The organism is Pseudomonas sp. Pse1 (assembly GCF_024519635.1).
GTDB lineage: Bacteria > Pseudomonadota > Gammaproteobacteria > Pseudomonadales > Pseudomonadaceae > Aquipseudomonas.
In genome coordinates, this window is record NZ_JALJRO010000008.1 from 39656 (window position 1) to 57424 (window position 17769).

Annotated in this window: 14 protein-coding genes; 5 read left to right on the forward strand and 9 right to left on the reverse strand. The window is 62.7% G+C overall.

Translation table 11 applies throughout. From position 1 onward, the window contains the following. Window positions 1–86: 86 nt before the first annotated feature. Window positions 87–1196 (forward strand): DUF3182 family protein, encoded by a 1110-nt coding sequence (locus NR126_RS13800; RefSeq protein WP_256830448.1) that lies wholly within the window; start codon window positions 87–89, stop codon window positions 1194–1196. Next, entirely contained in the window at window positions 1186–1935 is a 750-nt protein-coding gene (locus tag NR126_RS13805; protein ID WP_256830450.1) for a S9 family peptidase, read from the forward strand. The genes NR126_RS13800 and NR126_RS13805 overlap by 11 nt, the downstream gene beginning before the upstream one ends. Before the next feature lies 1 nt (window position 1936). Here NR126_RS13805 and NR126_RS13810 read toward each other — a convergent pair whose 3' ends face one another. The 3 genes from NR126_RS13810 to NR126_RS13820 are packed head-to-tail and all read right to left on the reverse strand — an operon-like array spanning window position 1937 to window position 5011. Further along, window positions 1937–2911 carry a lysylphosphatidylglycerol synthase domain-containing protein gene (locus NR126_RS13810; protein WP_027617701.1) on the reverse strand — a complete coding sequence of 325 codons (975 nt, stop codon included), beginning with the start codon at window positions 2909–2911 and terminating at the stop codon, window positions 1937–1939. Then, window positions 2898–4205: a cardiolipin synthase ClsB gene (gene clsB, locus NR126_RS13815; RefSeq protein ID WP_256830452.1), complete on the reverse strand. Its 1308-nt coding sequence runs from the start codon at window positions 4203–4205 to the stop codon at window positions 2898–2900. The genes NR126_RS13810 and clsB overlap by 14 nt, the downstream gene beginning before the upstream one ends. Then, window positions 4202–5011 (reverse strand): endonuclease/exonuclease/phosphatase family protein, encoded by an 810-nt coding sequence (locus NR126_RS13820; RefSeq protein WP_027617702.1) that lies wholly within the window; start codon window positions 5009–5011, stop codon window positions 4202–4204. Before NR126_RS13820 ends, clsB begins: the two co-directional genes overlap by 4 nt. A gap of 188 nt (window positions 5012–5199) precedes the next feature. Between NR126_RS13820 and NR126_RS13825 the strand changes: the two genes are divergently transcribed. Continuing rightward, window positions 5200–7341, forward strand: a complete 2142-nt coding sequence (locus NR126_RS13825; protein ID WP_256830454.1) for a mechanosensitive ion channel family protein — start codon at window positions 5200–5202, stop codon at window positions 7339–7341. 13 nt (window positions 7342–7354) lie between these two features. Here the strand turns inward: NR126_RS13825 and NR126_RS13830 are convergent, their stop codons facing one another. Further along, window positions 7355–11695 carry a DEAD/DEAH box helicase gene (locus tag NR126_RS13830; protein ID WP_256830456.1) on the reverse strand — a complete coding sequence of 1447 codons (4341 nt, stop codon included), beginning with the start codon at window positions 11693–11695 and terminating at the stop codon, window positions 7355–7357. A 213-nt stretch (window positions 11696–11908) separates the two neighbouring features. Between NR126_RS13830 and NR126_RS13835 the strand changes: the two genes are divergently transcribed. Beyond that, window positions 11909–12793, forward strand: a complete 885-nt coding sequence (locus NR126_RS13835; protein ID WP_033866061.1) for a sugar nucleotide-binding protein — start codon at window positions 11909–11911, stop codon at window positions 12791–12793. Next, a complete protein-coding gene (locus NR126_RS13840) occupies window positions 12786–13715 on the forward strand; it encodes an NAD-dependent epimerase/dehydratase family protein (RefSeq protein ID WP_105754414.1) in 930 nt (309 codons plus the stop codon). The genes NR126_RS13835 and NR126_RS13840 overlap by 8 nt, the downstream gene beginning before the upstream one ends. 61 nt (window positions 13716–13776) lie before the next feature. On the opposite strand, the gene NR126_RS13845 is transcribed toward NR126_RS13840, so the two are convergent. From NR126_RS13845 to NR126_RS13865, 5 genes are all read right to left on the reverse strand, one after another. Next, window positions 13777–14475, reverse strand: a complete 699-nt coding sequence (locus tag NR126_RS13845) for an OmpW family protein (RefSeq protein ID WP_027617707.1) — start codon at window positions 14473–14475, stop codon at window positions 13777–13779. Between the two features lie 112 nt (window positions 14476–14587). Beyond that, entirely contained in the window at window positions 14588–15106 is a 519-nt protein-coding gene (locus NR126_RS13850; protein WP_027617708.1) for a DUF3299 domain-containing protein, read from the reverse strand. A gap of 11 nt (window positions 15107–15117) precedes the next feature. Beyond that, window positions 15118–16383, reverse strand: a complete 1266-nt coding sequence (locus NR126_RS13855) for an ABC transporter permease (RefSeq protein ID WP_027617709.1) — start codon at window positions 16381–16383, stop codon at window positions 15118–15120. A 1-nt stretch (window position 16384) separates the two neighbouring features. Next, on the reverse strand, window positions 16385–17095 hold the full coding sequence (locus NR126_RS13860; protein ID WP_027617710.1) for an ABC transporter ATP-binding protein: 711 nt from the start codon (window positions 17093–17095) through the stop codon (window positions 16385–16387). 29 nt (window positions 17096–17124) lie between these two features. Continuing rightward, window positions 17125–17721 carry a DUF2796 domain-containing protein gene (locus NR126_RS13865; protein WP_256830458.1) on the reverse strand — a complete coding sequence of 199 codons (597 nt, stop codon included), beginning with the start codon at window positions 17719–17721 and terminating at the stop codon, window positions 17125–17127. Between the last annotated feature and the right edge of the window lie 48 nt (window positions 17722–17769).

The following is a 17769-nucleotide window of genomic DNA, read 5'->3' on the forward strand; positions in this document are numbered from 1 at the left end:
GTACTGGCCCCAGACGCATTGAGGTGTTGGCCCGATCCCTGCAATTCCCAAAGCTATATCCATCGAGCGCAGGCGAAGGGGGACGCATGACCCCGAAAAACCGCAACAAACGCGTAGTTGCCCATTCGATCCGACCCCAGGCGCCTCTCCATGAGGTAGAGACTAACCGGAAGCTGGCCCATTGGCTGGCGCAGATCCTCGACTTGCCCTTTGCGGGCAGTTACGACCCGGCACTGCACGGCGGCAGCGATCTGTATCTGCTACCGACTCAGACTCTGGTAGGTGGCACCGCGGCGCGGCAGCTAGGCGTCAGCGGCCCGGAGGACATATGGGGCGGCTACGTCGATCATGACTTTATCTGCACCAAAGCGATCACCCATGGTTTGCTGAACCGCGATGCGATCGCCCCCCAGGGCTGGGCGCCGCTGTTCGCCGAACGGGTGCGCAAAGTGGTTTTGGAGGGGATCAGTGTGTTCTCTCTGGACGATGCCCTGCCTGCTGCCGAGCAATTACTGGAGCGGGGGCCGATTCGTCTCAAACCGATTCACGCCTGTGCCGGGCGTGGCCAGGAGGTGATTCGTAACCTCGATGCCTTCCGGCAACTGCTCATGCGCCCCGAGATTGCCGAACAGTTCACCAGCGGCGTGGTGCTGGAACAGGACCTGAAGAAGGTCATCACCCACAGCGTCGGCCAGAGCTTTTTCGGCGACACCGTGCTCAGTTACTGCGGGCAGCAATACCTGACCGAAGACGGGCAGGGCGAGCAGGTCTACGGCGGTTCGGATCTGCTGGTGGTGCGGGGCTACTACGACGACTTGCTCGGCCTGGATCTGCCTGAAGACGTACGCCTGGCCATCGAGCAGGCGCAAGTGTTTGACGCCGCCGCGGACGAGGCATACCCCGGTTTCTACGCCTCGCGGCGCAATTACGACATCGCTCAGGGCCTGGATGCCCAGGGCCAACGCTGCAGTGGAGTGCTTGAACAGTCCTGGCGCATGGGTGGCGCCAGCAGCGCTGAAGTGGCCGCGTTGCAATGTTTCGTCAACGACCCCCGGCTGAAGGTGATTCGCGTGTCCTCGGTGGAAACCTATCTCGATTCACCGTTGCCGGCCGGTGCGATAGAGGTGTATCGCGGCCCGGCGGAAAACAGTGAATTTCTTCTCAAATACGTAACGGTCAACTCTTATGACGGCTAGAAGCGAAAGCATTCAAATCGACATCGACGATGAACAGATGAGCGCGACCTTCCTCAGCCCAAAGTCCAAGGTGCCGGGCGTGTTGTTCGTGCACGGTTGGGGCGGGAGTCAGGAACGGGACCTTGAGCGCGCCAAGGGTATCGCCGGGCTGGGCTGCGTGTGCCTGACCTTCGACTTGCGCGGGCACACCGGCGACGTCGGGATTCCGCTGGCGCGGGTCACCCGCGAAGACAATCTCAAGGACTTGCTGGCGGCCTACGACCGCTTGCTCGCGCACCCGGCGATCGATACGTCTGCGGTTGCCGTAGTGGGGACCAGCTATGGCGGTTACCTGGCGGCCATCCTCACCACGTTGCGCCCAGTACGCTGGCTGGCGATGCGCGTGCCGGCCCTGTATCGCGACGAGCAATGGCACACCCCCAAGCGCGACCTCGACAAACAGGACCTGCTGGATTACCGCAGTACGCTGGTGCGTGCCGACAGCAATCGGGCGCTGCATGCCTGTTCACAGTTCACCGGTGATGTCTTGCTGGTGGAGTCGGAGACCGACAGCTTTGTACCCCACGCCACCATCATGAGCTACCGCGCGGCGTGCCAGCAGACGCACTCGCTGACTCACCGCATCATCGACGACGCCGATCACGCCTTGAGCGATCCGGTGGCGCAACAGGCCTACACCTCGATCCTGGTCGACTGGGTGACCGAAATGGTGGTCGGCGAGCGGCTGCGGATTCTGTGAGTCAGGACGGTTTCTTTTCGATCCGCAGCGCCTTGGCCTTGGCTTCCACCACCAGATACATGACCACGGTGATCAACAGCGGCAACAGAAAGTAGATCGCCCGATACGCCAGCAACCCCGCGATCAGGCTACCGCGTGATGCCTGGTGCTGTAGAAGCGCGACGAACACCGCCTCGAGCACACCGAGACCCGCCGGAATATGGGTAATGACGCCGGCGATGGCGCTGATCAGCAACACCCCGAGCACCAATGGGTAATCGAGTTTGCTGGGAAGCAGGGTAAAAATCACCGCCGCCATCAATGACCAGTTCAGCGCGCCCAGGGCCAGTTGCAATATAGCCATGCGCAGCGATGGCAGGTTGATTTCCACGCCACGGATGGCCCATTCGCGTCGACTAGAAAAGCGGCAGGCCGTCAGATAGCCGGCACTGAGCAGCAGCAACAGCACGCCCACGCTTTGCAGCGCGGTGCTGCTGAGTTTCCAGCCCGGTGGCATATGCACCAGGCCGCTGCTGAAAATTGCCCCGGCCACTAGCATGTAGCCAAACCAATTGGTGGCCAGACTCAGGCCAAGGATCTTGGCAATGTTGCCCTTGCTGACACCGAGCCGGGAATACAAGCGGTAGCGCATGGCGATGCCGCCAACCCAGGCGCTGAGATTCAGGTTGAAGGCATAACTGATGACCCCGACTGGAAGGATCTGCCGCCAGGTCAGGTCCTGACGGATGTAGGTGCGGCCAATCAGATCGAAGCAGGCGTAAGTCAGAAAACTCAGCAGCGTAATGGCCGAGGCGATGATCAGCGTGCGCACCTTGAAGTCGCCGAGGGTGTCGAAGACCTCGTTCCAGTCGATGCGCCGGGCGAGCATCGTGAAGAGCACGATCAGCACCAGGAAGAACAGCGCTGTCAGCGGTTTTTTCAGGCGTGCCCAACGTGACGGTGGATGGGCTGCAGCCTGCGATTCAGAGCGATTCATGGATGTCATCAGGCACCTGCGGCATGGGCTTTAAGGGTTGCAGGCGGGGTTTGTGCGCGGGCAAACCGCCAGCCCAGGCAGGGAAATGGCGCAGGCAGTGGAACGCCAGGAAGCCGATGGTCATGCGCCACAGCAAACCACGGGGCGATTCGGGGGCGGGCATGACTTTGCAGTGGTGATTGCTCAGCTCATCGAGGCGCTCGAACAACTCGCGATTGAAGGCCCGGTCGCGGATCAACACGTTGGCTTCAAGATTCAGCGACAGGCTCAGCGGGTCGAGATTACTTGAGCCGACTGTGCTCCAGTCCTCATCCACCAGCGCGACCTTGCCGTGCAGCGGGCGGTCGCAGTACTCGTAGATCTTCACCCCGGATTGCTGCAGGTAGTCGTAGGTCAGGCGGGCCGCGAGCTTGGCCACCAGCATGTCCGGTTGGCCCTGGAGAATCAGCCGCACGTCGACGCCACGCCGCGCTGCATTGCGGATTTCGCGCAGCAGGCGGTAGCCGGGGAAGAAATAGGCATTGGCAATGATCACTCGGCGTTGAGCGCTGCGCAGCACCTGCAGATAAACGTCTTCGATGTCGCGCGGATGCTCGTTGTTATCGCGATAAACCAGCCGCACCTGGCCATCGTGATCGTTGAGCGCCAGTTCCGTGCGTCGGCGCTTGCGGCGCAGCCAGCCATATCGCGCCCGGGAGTGACGGCCACTTTGCAGCAAGGCGAAATGATGAATGTCGACCACCGCCGGGCCCTCGACCTGAACGGCATAATCCTGTTTGGCTTCCGGTCCGAAATCGGCCAGGTGGTCGGCGCTGAAGTTGATACCGCCGATAAACGCAGTGGCGCCGTCTACGACCACGATCTTGCGGTGCAGGCGGCGGAACCAGTTGGTGCGGATACCCAGGCGTCGCGGCGCCGGATCGAACATTTGCAGGTGCACGCCGGCATCGCACATCGCCAGGAGAAATGCCTGGGGCAGCTCACCACAGCCAAATCCATCGAGACTCACCGTGACACGCACCCCGCGCTGCGCCGCCTCGATCAAAATCTGCTGCAGCTCATTGCCGACCTTGTCGTCGAACAGAATGAAGGTCTCCAGCAGGATTTCGCTTCTGGCCTGGCGCATGGCCTCGAACACCTTGGGGAAGTAGGCTTCGCCGTTCTCCAGCAACTCGACGCGATTGTTGCCGTGCCAGCCATAGTCGAGGTCGCTCAGGGCGCGCTCGATGGCCGGTGTCTCGGCGCTGGGGGCCGCTGGCTCGAAGCGGTTTTTTTCCAGCGGTGCGCTGCTCATAGTTCGATCTCCACGGACAGCGGGACATGGTCGGAAAGGTGCGACCACGGACGCGAGGCCAGCACTTTAGGGCGTTGGGCGGTGAGATTGCGCACGTAGATGCGGTCCAGGCGCAGCAACGGCAGGCGAGCCGGAAAACTGCGCGCGGGCTGGCCGTGATGTTCGCCAAATACCTCGCGCAAGCCCCAGGGCTTGAGCACGCCATCGGCGCGTTGGCGCCAGTCATTGAAGTCGCCGGCGACAATCACCCTGGCGTCTTCCGGCAGCTCGTCGAGGCGCTGCAGCAGCAATGCCAGTTGTTGGTCGCGATGGGCCTGGCGCAGACCCAGGTGCACGCAAATCGCATGCAGCGGTTGCTCGCTGCCCGGCAGGCGCAACACGCAGTGCAACAAGCCACGACTCTCGTGGCCGTCAATACTGACATCCTGATTGTCGTGGCGAATGATCTGGAATTTCGACAGCAGCGCATTGCCGTGATCGCCGGCGGGATACACCGCGTTGCGGCCATAGGCGAACTGCGGCCAGAGGCTGTCGGCGAGGAACTCGTATTGCGGGATGCTCGGCCAATTGCTATAGCGCTGGGGATGGTGTTCGTGGGTGCCGTGGACCTCTTGCAAAAACACCACGTCGGCGGACACGCTGCGCACCGCTTCGCGCAATTCCGGAAGAATGAAACGTCGGTTCAGCGCGGCAAACCCCTTGTGGGTATTGACCGTCAGCACGGTAAAACGACGAATCGCGGCGCTGCATTCGTGCGCCGTTTCGGGCGCGCCGGCTTGCTCGCCGTTGCTGTCAAACACCGCCATGGATCCTCCCCGCCTGCTAGTCTCGGGCTACCCCTCTGTGAGTGGATGACTGTCAGGCAAGGCGGAAAGTTTCGCTGGCATTACCGGCGGCAGGCTTAGGGGTGTGTGAGAAATTCACGCTGGAACTTGTGGGTAAAGGCTGCGATCTTCTTTAGCCATTGTCATCGTTGAAACAGGAGCGACGCGCCTTGTCTCAGTTCAAAGCCTCGATAGGCCTGGCGATACTCCTGGGTATCGGCAGCACTCAATCGCTCGCCGCCTTGCCCGGGGTGGCCGCCGTGACCGGCAAGGATCCCGCCGCTGCGGAAAAAGCCGAGCCTCTGGTGCAGGGCGGGCTGCTCGGGGCGATCAGTTCGAGCATCGATGACGTCCAGGAAAAACTCGACATCAACGAGCACCTGGTCGAGGCCTGGCGCGAGCGTGCGGATCGCGCGGCGGATGAGGTAGACCAACTGGTCAATCAGCCATCGCCGCGTTCCACCTGGAGCGTGGCCCGTGACTTTGCCCTGCTGAGTGCGGCTTGGTGTGCGGTGTTCGCCGCACTCTGGGTGCTCGGTGGCCTGTTTGCGCGGCGTTGCGCTCAGTCGCGATGGTTGCGCAATCGTGAGCGTGCCCAGGGCCTGTTGGGCTACGTGCTGCCCTACAGTTTGCCGGCGTTTATCAGCTTACCGGTGACCCTGTATTGCAGCCATTTCCTGCAACCGTCCGCCGGTCGGGCGCTGGCACTGAGCCTGGCTTACGCCACCAGCGCCGGGATTTTCGCGGCCTCGTTATTGCTGTCGCTGGTGGTGCTGTTCAACGTCGGGCACAAGCGCCGCGCAGTGCAGATCATCCGCCAGAATTGTCCACGCCCGTTGTTCGCGATGGGCTTCCTGGTGGCCCTGAGCGATGCGTTGACCAGCCCGCAGATCGCCAACCGCTTGGGCGACAACCTCACCGACAGTATTGCGGTGTTCACCGGCATGTCGGCGTCGATCATCTTTGGTCTGCTGGTGATTCGCTTGCGTCGCCCGGTCGGACAGTTGATCCGTATCCTGCCATTGGCCCAACGACGCAGTCAGCCGGCGTTGCGCGAAACCCTGCGGATATTTTCCGGGGTCTGGTACTGGCCGATTCTGTTGATGGTGCTGGTGTCGCTGATTAACCTGATCGGTATCGGCGATGACAATCAGAAAGTCCTGCGCTGTGCGTTGTTCACCACCATCCTGCTGATTGCCACGGTGTTTATCAGCACCATGCTCCAGCACCTGTTCAAGTCCCCAGGGGCGCTGGCGGTGCAGCGCGGCGGAGCCTACAAGGAGCGCTTCCTGAGCCTCTCCCATGCCTTGTTGCGGATCGTCATGGCGGTGGGGTTTATCGATGGCCTCGGGCGGATCTGGGGCGTTTCGCTGTTCGAATTCGCGGTCAGCAACGCCATTGGTCGTGCCATCAGCGATTCGCTGAGCCGCATCGGCCTGATTTTCCTGGTGACCTGGATGGTCTGGGTGGTGCTCGATACCGCCATCCGCGAAGCCCTCAAACCGCAGATCAGCAAGCGCAATGCGCGCCAGCCCAGCACCCGGATCAAGACCATCCTGCCGCTGCTGCGTAACGCGATCAAAATCATTCTGGTGGTGATCTGTGCGATTACCACCATGGCCAACCTGGGGATCAACGTCGCGCCGTTCCTTGCCGGTGCCGGGGTGGTCGGCCTGGCAATCGGCTTCGGTTCGCAGCAGTTGGTTCAGGACGTGATCACCGGACTGTTCATCATCATCGAAGACACTCTGTCGATTGGCGACTGGGTGGTGCTCGATTCGGGACATGCCGGCACGGTCGAGGGGCTGACCATCCGCACCCTGCGCCTGCGTGACGGCAAGGGTTTTGTGCATTCGGTGCCGTTCGGCCAGATCAAGGCGGTCACCAACCAGTCCCGGCAGTTCGCCTTTGCGTTCTTCTCGGTGCAATTCACCTACGACACCGACGTCGACAAAGCCATCGCGTTGATCCGCGAAGCGGGGCGCTCGATCAGCGACGACCCGTTCCTCAAGTACAACCTGCAAGGTCCGCTGGAGGTGTTCGGGGTCGACAAAATGGACCTCAACGGCGTGGTGCTGACGGCGCAGTTCCGCACCGTGTCCGGTGGTCAGTACGCAGTCAATCGCGCCTTCAACCTGTGCCTGAAGAAGCTTGTGGATAACAGCCCGTGGGTGCATTTCGCGCAGACTTATCCACAGCAGGTGCTGATGCATGAGCGGCATGCGGACAAACCCGAGGACGTTGCGCAGCAGGACGACGGCAGTAAGGACGATTCAGTGCTGGTGATGCCGAAATCGCCGCTGCACACCTAAGCTGCCCGACGGCTTAGTCGGCCGCGTGGATGACGCGGTATTGGGTCAATGTGCGCTGCAGTTCGAGGCTCTGCGGCTGTTCCAGTTGCAGCCAGACATGCTGCACTCCGGCAATCTGCGCCGCGGCCGGCAAGCCATCGCGGTACACCAGGCGATTGCTTGCCAGGGCTGGGACTTTCTGGCCCGGCAGCACGGTGCCGACCAGGTTCAGCGGATCGACGCCACAGACACTCACCAGGCTGCCATCGTGGGGCCGACGTCGCACTTCACGCAGCAAGGGAATCGCTTCCGGCAGGGCGAATTGCTCGCCGGCCAGGCCGCTGACAAAACGCCCGCCACGAATCTCGCCACGGGCCTCCAGGCGATGAAAGGTGCGCAGCAATTCACGCCAGCTCGGCAGCCATTCCGCCTCGCGTTCCAGCAAGCGCCAGAACACCACGCCGTAGCGCCGCAACAGGGTCATGGCGATGTGTTCGAGGGTGTCGGCGGGTACGCTGGGTTGACGCGTTGGCGAAGCATCAGGTGCCGGTGTTCTGTTGCGCCGCAACAACGCCCAACGCCCGGCATCGTCCATCCCGCCAATCAGCGCCCCGCGCCCGCGACGGGCACTACGCGTCTGGCGTTTGCTCGCCGGGGTGATCAGCGCGCGCAGGCCGGCGAAGCTGTCGGCATTGACCAACCCGGCGCCGACCAACTCCTGCAAGGCGATCTCCAGCTCGCTGCGCAGCAGATGGGCCTCATGCAGCAGTTCATCAAAAAACAGTGCGCCGTGCTGGCTCAGGGCCTGATGAACCTTTTGCGTCTTCGGCGACAGCTCGCTGACTTGCGCTTGCTCAGTCAGGCTGCTCCAGAGCGGCGCCTGGGCGCGCGGCAACAGCAGGATCGGCGTGCTGCGCAGGGCCACGCTGGCGGCTTTGTGGCGGGCACTCAAGCGAGTCCAGACCAGTTTGCCGCTGCGGCACAGGTCATCCAGCCAGGCGGATGAATAACCCTTGAGTCGCGCGGGCAGCAGGTCGCTGTCCCAGGCCGAGGCCGCCGCCGGGTAGCCTTCGAATTGCGCGACGATCACCGGCAATATGGCGCTGCCCTGACCTTGGGTGGTCGGGGTCAGGTGCTGCCAGTCGAAGAGAAAACGCATGAAGTCCTGCAAGGCCACCGGCTCGATTTCCCGGCGCAGGCGCTTCACGGTGTAACGGTGAATGCGTGCCAGCAAATGCCGCTCGCACCATTGATCCGTGGTGGCGCCTGGGCTGAAGCGTCCGCGCAGCACGTAGCCCTCACGCTCCAGTTGCGCCAAGGTGTGTTCGACCCGCGTGGTGGGCAGGCCAAGCGGGTCGCCGATCGCACTGACCTCCAGCGGGCCAAAGCCGCTGAGGCGGGCGCGGATCAACTCGACACAGGCCTCGTCGCTGTCCCAGTTTTCGTCAAACCCCGGCAGAGCGATAAGAGGTGGTTGCAGGGGCGCCTGGGGATAGATTGCCTGCAGGCAGGTAAGCCGTTCCAGCGCCAGCCACAGACCGTGGTCCGCAGCGATCTGCACGCGGCTGGCGCGGCCCGATTCGGCGAGTTGTTGCAGCCATCCTGACCAGCGCTCGTCCAGCGCCGCCTCGGCATCGCAGATGGCGCCGAGGCTCATCAGCGCCTCGTGCATTTCATCGACGCGGGTCGGTTGCGGCCAGGCTTCTTCGCGGACCACCTCGATGGCTTGCGGGTCGAGGGCACCGAGGTCATCGGTGGATTGTGGGTCGCTCCAGCGGCGGTTAAGCACCGCCTGGGTGCGCCGTTCTTCCAGCGGCGCGTCGTCAAGGAAGGTGTAGGGGCGGGCGCTGAGGATCTCCGCCGCCAGCGGCGAAGGCGCCGGCAAGTCGCGACTGATCAGGCGCAGCTCACCCTGTTCCATACGTCTTAGAAGTTTGAGCCAGCCCTCGCAATCCATTGCTTCGTGCAAGCAGTCGTCGAGGGTTTGCTCGACCAGTGGGTGCTCGGGAATTTCCCGTTCGCCGGCGAGGTTTTCCAGGCAGGCGATCTGGTCGGGGAACACGCTGGCGATCAGGTCTTCACTTTTCATCCGCTGGATTTGCGGCGGCACCTTGCGCCCGCCGCTGTAGCGCGGCAGCGCCAAGGCTACACCGGCATTCCAGCGCCAGCGCACACCGAACAGCGGCGCATCCAGCAACGCCTGGATCAACACCTGCTCGGCGCTGTTGCTGTGCAGGTAACGCCAGATCTCGTCGAGCTCGAAGCTGTGGCTGGTGGACAACGACAACACGATCGCGTCTTCGCTGGCGGCGGCCTGCAACTCGAAGTTAAAGGTGCGGCAGAAACGCTTGCGCAGTGCCAGGCCCCAGGCGCGGTTGATGCGACTGCCGAAAGGCGTGTGGATGATCAATTGGGTGCCGCCGGACTCGTCGAAAAAGCGTTCCATCAGCAGCGTGTCCTGAGACGGCAGGGCACCCAACGTCAGGCGCGCCGGGGCCAGGTATTCAACGATCTGCTCAGCGCTCGCCAGGTCCAGGCCGAGGGTGTCGGTCAGCCAGTCCATGCTCGGTTGCCAATCACCAGGGCTGGCGCCCAGCAGTTCGTCGAGCTGTCCATGCAGGCGTGCCACGGCGAACGACAACTCGGCGCTGCGCCCCGGCGCTTCTCCGAGCCAGAAGGGAATGGTCGGCGGCTGGCCCTGGGCGTCTTCGACTCGGACCTTGCCGGTTTCGACCCGCAGGATTCGGTAAGACGTATTGCCCAACTGAAACACGTCGCCGGCGATGCTTTCCACGGCGAAATCTTCGTTGACGCTGCCAATGTTCAGCCCTTGAGGTTCCAGCAGCACGGCGTAGTCGGCATTGTCGGGGATGGTCCCGCCACTGGTCACCGCCGTCAGCCTGGCACCGCGCCGGCCACGCAGATTGCCGCTGACGGCATCGCGATGCAGGTAGGCGCTGCGAATACCCTGGCGGCCGTTGTAGCCCTCGGCAAGCATCTTCAGCAGGGCCTGATAGTGGTCCTCATCCAGCGCGGCATAGGGTGAAGCGCGCCGCAGGACGGCGAGCAGCGCCTGCTCTTGCCATTCCTGACAACTGACCTCGGCGATGATTTGTTGGGCGAGGACATCCAGCGGCGCCACGGGAATCAGCAGGTTGTCGAGTTCGCCGCGACGTACGCAATCAAGCAGCGCGGCGCACTCGATCAGGTCGTCACGGGTGGTGGCGAACAATCGACCCTTGGGCGTGCCGCCAACCTGGTGCCCGGAGCGCCCGACCCGCTGCAGGAAGCCGGCAATCGAGCGCGGTGAGGCAATCTGGCAGACCAGGTCGACATCACCAATGTCGATTCCCAGTTCCAGCGATGCGGTGGCGATCAACACCTGCAACTCGCCGCGCTTAAGCCGCTGTTCGGCGTCCAGGCGAAACTCCTTGGCCAGGCTGCCATGGTGCGCCGCAACGGCATCCTTGCCCAAACGCTCGCTGAGGTGCCGGCTCAAGCGCTCGGCCAGGCGTCGGGTGTTGACGAAAATCAGCGTGGTGCGGTGTTCGCGGGCGAGTACGGCGATGCGATCGTAGACCAGTCCCCAGACGTCATTGGCCATCACCGCCGACAACGGCACCGGAGGCACTTCGATGGCGAGGTCCCGGGGGCGAGCGTGGCCTATGTCGACAATCTCGCAGGGACGGCCGGCGCCCACCAGAAACCGCGATACCGCTTCAATGGGCTTTTGCGTGGCAGACAGGCCGATGCGCATCAACGGCTCGTCGCACAGCGCCTGCAAGCGCTCCAGGCTCAGGGCCAGATGGCTGCCGCGCTTGCTCGCGGCGATGGCGTGGATTTCGTCGACGATCACCGTCCGCGTACTGGCGAGCATGCGCCGGCCGGAGTCGGAGCCGAGCAGCACGTACAACGATTCCGGGGTGGTCACCAGAATGTGCGGCGCGCTTTTGCGCATCGCCGAACGGTCTTTCTGCGGCGTATCGCCAGTGCGCACCGCCGTGCTGATGCGCAACTCGGGATAGCCCTGGGAGAGCAACTGTTCACTGATGCCGGCCAGCGGATTTTGCAGGTTGATCTGGATGTCGTTGGACAGCGCCTTGAGGGGCGAGACGTAGACCACCAGCGTGGCGTCGGGCAGCTCGCCGCCCAGCGCCAGGCCTTGGCGGACCAGATCGTCGATCACCGCGAGAAACGCGGTGAGGGTTTTTCCGGAGCCGGTGGGCGCGGCGATCAGCGTCGAGCGGCGCTGGCGAATCAACGGCCAGGCGCGCGCCTGGGCGGCGGTGACCGAAGGGAACGTGCGGGTGAACCAAGCGCTGACGGCAGGATGAAAACCGTCGAGCACGGGCGGCGTGGCTGCGGGGAGATTCATGGGTCAAGTTATGCGACCGCCCGCGCCAAGTTGCAAGTGGCAGGGCCTTATAACTGCCGTGACTTGGGCCGTTACCCGCGCGTTCTATACTTTGCGGGTGACGGTTGCGTATTAAACCCGCAAAATGTCACGATTCTGGCATCTCTCAGCGGCATAGCCTGTGGGCGCTGTCGCTACACTCATCGTTTCCAACAGACTGGGCCTGCTGACTCTATGCGAATGCGCCTTATGTTACTGGGTGGCGGAAATGCCCTTGGGCAGGCGCTGATTCGCCTCGGTGCGGAGGAAGACATCGGTTTCCTCGCCCCCCGTCCCCCGCAAGACGGCTGGGACGCCGCGAGCCTCACGCAACTGCTCGACGACACGCGTCCGGACGCGTTGATCAATCTCGCCTACTACTTCGACTGGTTCCAGGCCGAGCAAGTGCCCGAGGCACGCCTGGCCGGGCAAGAACGCGCGGTGGAACGCCTGGCCGAACTATGCCAGCACCACAACATTGTGCTGATCCAGCCTTCCAGCTATCGCGTGTTCGATGGCTCGCGGGCAACCGCGTACAGCGAAAAAGATGAACCGGTGCCTCTGGGCCTGCGCGGCCAAGCGTTGTGGCGCATCGAGCAAAGCGTGCGTGCGACCTGTCCACAACACGTGATGCTGCGTTTTGGTTGGTTGCTCGACGACAGTGCCGAGGGCTCCCTGGGACGCTTCCTGGCGCGTGCCGAAGAGCCCGGAGAGCTGCTGCTGGCCGATGACCGTCGAGGCAACCCGACCCCGGTGGATGACGCTGCGCGAGTGATCATTTCGGTGCTCAAACAACTCGATTGCGCCGCGCCGCTGTGGGGCACTTACCACTACGCCGGGCATGAGGCGACCACGGCGCTGGCGCTGGGCCAGGCGATTCTCACCGAGGCCCGCAACCTGCACCCGCTGGCCATTGAGGCGCCGACCGCCCAGGCCCATGCCGCGCGTCCGGATGCCGCCGAAGAGCCGCAACATGCGGTGCTGGCCTGCAAGAAAATTCTGCACACTTTCGGGATCAAGCCGCGCGCCTGGCGTGCCGCGCTCCCGGGCTTACTGGATAGGTTTTATCGTCATGGCTAAAGGCCCTGTATTAATCACCGGCGGTGCTGGTTTCATCGGCTCGCACCTCGCTGATGGCCTGCTGGCCAAAGGGCATTCGGTTCGCATCCTCGACGACCTGTCGACCGGCAAGCCGGGCAACCTGCCTCTGGATAACCCGCTGATCGAACTGATCGAAGGCGACGTCGCCGATGCCGCGCTGGTGGCGCGGGTGATGCAAGGCTGCAGCGCGGTGGCGCACCTGGCGGCCGTGGCCTCGGTGCAAGCGTCGGTGGAAGACCCGGTGCGCACCCACCAGAGCAACTTCATCGGTACCCTGAATGTCTGCGAAGCGATGCGCCAGGCTGGGGTCAAGCGCGTGCTGTTCGCCTCGAGCGCGGCGATCTATGGCAACAATGGCGAAGGCGAGTCGATTGATGAAGAGACCGCCAAGGCGCCGCTGACACCCTACGCCTCGGACAAACTGGCGGGCGAGTATTACCTGGATTTCTACCGCCGCCAGCATGGTCTGGAGCCGGCGATTTTCCGCTTCTTCAACATCTTCGGCCCACGCCAGGATCCGTCATCGCCGTATTCCGGGGTGATCAGCATTTTCAGCGAGCGCGCGGTCAAGGGCCTGCCGATCACCGTATTCGGCGATGGCGAGCAGACCCGGGATTTTCTCTACGTCGAAGATCTGGTCGACCTGCTGGTGCAAGCCATCGAAGCGCCGACGCTGGAAGTGGGCGCGGTCAACGTCGGCTGGAACCAGGCCACCAGCCTGAAACAAATGCTTGAGGCCTTGAAGGAAGTGGTCGGTGAGTTGCCACCGATTACCTACGGTCCGGCACGTTCTGGCGATATCCGTCATTCACGGGCCAACAATCAGCGCCTGCTGCAGCGCTTCACACTGCCCGAGCAAACTCCGCTGCGCGCCGGTCTCGCCCGGTTACTGGGGCGTTGAGCATTTCCCGAGCATGAAAAAAGGCGCCTTTCGAGGCGCCTTTGTTTTTTGCGGATGCGACTTAGAACTTGTAGCCCAGGCCGATCATGTAGACAAACGGATCTACGTCGACGTCAACCTTGGCCCGAGTGCCGGGTGCGACGCTGTTGTTGTCGACATAGGCGGTGGTGTCGATGTCGATGTAGCGGATCTGGCCGTTGATCATGATGTTGTCGGTCAGCATGTAGTCGGCGCCGACCTGCCAAGCCATCCCCCAGGAGTTCTTCGCGCTGAAGTTGTCGAAACCAGCGGCGCTGGCCTGGCTGCCGACGTGTTCGTCGTAGATGTAGGTGTAGTTGATGCCTGCACCGACATAGGGTTGGAACACCGATTTGTGATCCAGTGGGTAGTACACCAGGCTCAGGGTCGGCGGCAGGTGCTTGAGGGTGCCGAGCTTGCCGTTGGCCGGAGCCAGGGCGGTGTTCTTGAGTTTCACGTCGTGCTCGAACGGGGTCGCTGCGAGCAACTCGACCGCAAGATTGTTGGTGATCATGTACGCAAAGTTCAGACCCAACTGAGTGTCACTGCTCATGGTCGCCTTGCCACCCAGGTCGGCACCTGCCAGCGGGCCGCGATCGACCTTTACGCTGGAGCTGTCAGCATCCGGATTGACGGTGATGGCGCCGGCCCGAACGATAATGTCGCCGGCTTCGTGGGCCTGGACGGACGGGACTGCAAGCGCGAGTGCAATGAGGGAAGCGCTGAGCAAAGACTTGTGCATGGGGGCTCCAGGGAACAATTCAAAATTTATGTCCCATTTTATGAAGCCCCGCCGATGACGAATTGACACAGCTCAAAGAAAACCTTGATGGCGATCAAGATCGTCTATTGCGCTATTGCGGCAACTCATACACGTAGATCTTTTGCGCATCCATCTGGTAGCCAGCATCTGCCAGTTCGCTGGTGGAGGCCTTGACCTGCAGTGCGCCCTCGATCCAGTACGGCTGATACAACTCCTCGAGCTTGACTCCGAGTTCACTGCGCACATGGACGATCTGGTTCGACGGTGGTGGCGGCACGTGGATGCAGGCGCCGAAATACGGCACCAGCAAAAACTCGGTGGTGCGGCCCTCTTCGTTGACCTCCAGCGGCACGATGTAGCCGGGCAGGCGGATGGCCTGGCCGTCGAGGCTCTGCACCACCGGCGCATTGGGCAAGTCCTGCTTGGCCGCCGGTGCCGACTCGGCCGCCAGCGCGTCACTCATCTGCGACAGGTCGTGCAGCGGCTTCATGTTCGGCACTTCGGTGGGAGCATCCGGCGGGATCATTTCCGACCAGGTCAGGTCCCGGGGTTCGGCCGCCCACAGTGGCAGAGCGACCAGCATCAACAACGCCAGGAGGGCGCGGGGCATTTTCAACATCCTCATAAACGGATCGACAGACCATCGGCCAGCGACTGCCGGTAGGCGCGCCAGGCGGGCACGCTGCCCATCAGCAGCGCGGCCAGCAGGATGCCACCGAGCAGCGTCCATTCATACTCGCTGGGCCACGACAGCGGCAGAAATAATCCGTAGTTGGACTGCACGTAACCTTGCGCCAGGGCAATACCCAGGTAGAGCAGGGCGAGACCGGCGATCACTCCGGACAACGCCAGGGCAAAGGCTTCCAGCACCAGCAGCGTGGCGATATGCCAGGGCCTGGCACCGACCGAACGCAGGATCGCCATTTCCCGCCGCCGTTCGTTGAGACTGGTGAGGATCGCCGTGAGCATGCCGATCAGACCGGTTAGCACCACGAACAGTGAGACCACAAACAGGGCTTTTTCGGCGGTGCCCATCAGGCTCCAGAGCTCCTGCAGGGCCACCCCCGGGAGAATCGCCAGCATCGGTTCGCCACGGAATTCGTTGATCTCGCGCTGCAGCGAAAAGGTCGCGATCTTGCTGTTGAGACCGAGCATGAATGCAGTAATGGCTTGCGGCGTGAGGTCCATGTTGCGCGCCTGGTCGGCACTGACCCGGCCGTCACCCCGGGCAGGAGCACCGTTGTGCCAGTCGATATGGATCGCCTCCATGCCGCCGAGGCTGATATGCAACGTGCGGTCGACCGGGGTCCCGGTGCGTTTGAGGATGCCGACCACAGTGAAGGGTTTGTCGTCGTGCTTGACCAGGCTGATCACCGCCACGCCGTGGGCTAGTACCAGTTTGTCGCCGAGCTTGTAATGCAGGGCATCAGCCACTTCGGCACCCAGCACCACCTCGAACGGATCGCTGGCGAAGGCTCGACCGCTTTCCAGTTGCAGGTGTTGCTGACGACCGTACTGGTAGTGCTGGAAATAAGCGTCGGTGGTGCCCATCACCCGGTAGCCGCGATGGGAGTCGCCGAGGGAAATCGGGATCGCCCATTTCACTTTCGGATTGTTGGCAAAGTGCTCGAAGCTGTCCCAGCGAATGTTGTTGGTGGCATTGCCGATACGAAACACCGAGTACAGCAGCAGATTCACCGAACCCGAGCGCGCGCCGACGATCAGGTCGGTGCCACTGATGGTGCTGGCGAAACTGGCGCGGGCTTCGGTGCGTACCCGTTCCACAGCCAGCAACAGGCACACTGACAGAGCGATGGCGAGGGCGGTGAGCAGGGCGGTAAAACGGCGATTAGCCAGGCTGGCCATGGCTAGACGGAGCAAATACATCTTAGACCTCTGCGGGCGTGGCGGCGCGATTGAGTTCGGCCAGCGACAGGTGACGATCGAACAGCGGCGCCAGGCTCTGGTCATGACTGACAAACAACAGGCTGGAACCGGCCTCGCGGCATTCGGCGAACAGCAGGCGAATAAACGCTTCGCGGGCGTCGTAATCGAGAGCCGAGGTCGGCTCGTCGGCGATCACCAGTTCCGGTTGCCCGATCAGGGCGCGGGCGGCGGCGACCCGTTGTTGTTGGCCAATCGACAGTGAGTCGGCGCGTCGGGCGAGGATGCCGGGATCCTTGAGCCCGAGGTGCGCGAGCAGGGTCGCGGCGGCGGCATCGACACTGCCGTGACGCTGGATCGCCCGGCGAGTACGCAGCGCCGAGAAATGACAGGGCAGTTCGACGTTCTCGCGGACGGAAAGAAACGGCAGCAGATTGAACTGCTGGAAAATGTAGCCGGTGTGATCGACCCGAAAGCGATCGCGGGCGCCTGCTGAAAGGTCACTCAGCTCCTGGCCGAGCAAGCGGATGCTGCCACGATTGGCTTTCTGCACCCCGCCGAGCAGGCCCAGCAGAGTGGTCTTGCCACTGCCACTGGGGCCTTTTAGAAACAAGGTTTCGCCGGGCTCCAGGCGAAACGCCGGGATATCCAGCAGCGTCGGATGACCGGGCCAGTTGAAGCCCAGGTCAGTCAGTTCGATAAGTGCTTGGGTCATGGGAAACCGGTCGGCTGGGGAAGGATGATTCAGAAGCTCAGAGTGCCTGACTGGGGTGTGACCTCAAGGCCTTTCTGGCCGTTCGGGCCAATCAGTTGTAGCTGAATTTTTTGCGTGGCGGGGAAGGTCTTGAACAGCGGCGCCAGGTCCAGGGTCTTCAGCGCATCCGGTTGGGTGCAGGTGAACTGGTAGTGGGCGTGGATCTCGCTGTGGTCGTGGTGATGCTCGTGGGCGTCGGCGTCCTTGGCTTCGTCTGCGTGATCGTGGGCCACATGGTCCTCGGGTTTGTCACCGAACAACGGGCTCTCCAACGCCTGCTCGCTGAGTACGCAATTGGCCGCCTTGGGCAAGCCGAACAGCGTCAGGGGTTGTTCCAGTTGCGCGCGGACCGCGGCGATCTTGGCCTTGTCGGCCGGGGTGCTGGCGGCATGTTCGAAGCCCACCAGATTCATCGCCGGGCTTTCCAGTTCCAGTTCCAGGGTCTGGCCGTCGAGTGCGGCGTTCAGGCGCCCGACCCCATGCTCGTGAGCACCGAGGCTGCCGTGTTCGTGATCGTGGGTTTCAGCGGCCTGGGCGATAGCCAGTGGCAGCAGGGCAAACGGCAAAGCGAGAAGCAGGCGGCGCATGGCAACACTCCGAGTCGTCAATTAACAATTATGTTATGTAATCTTATA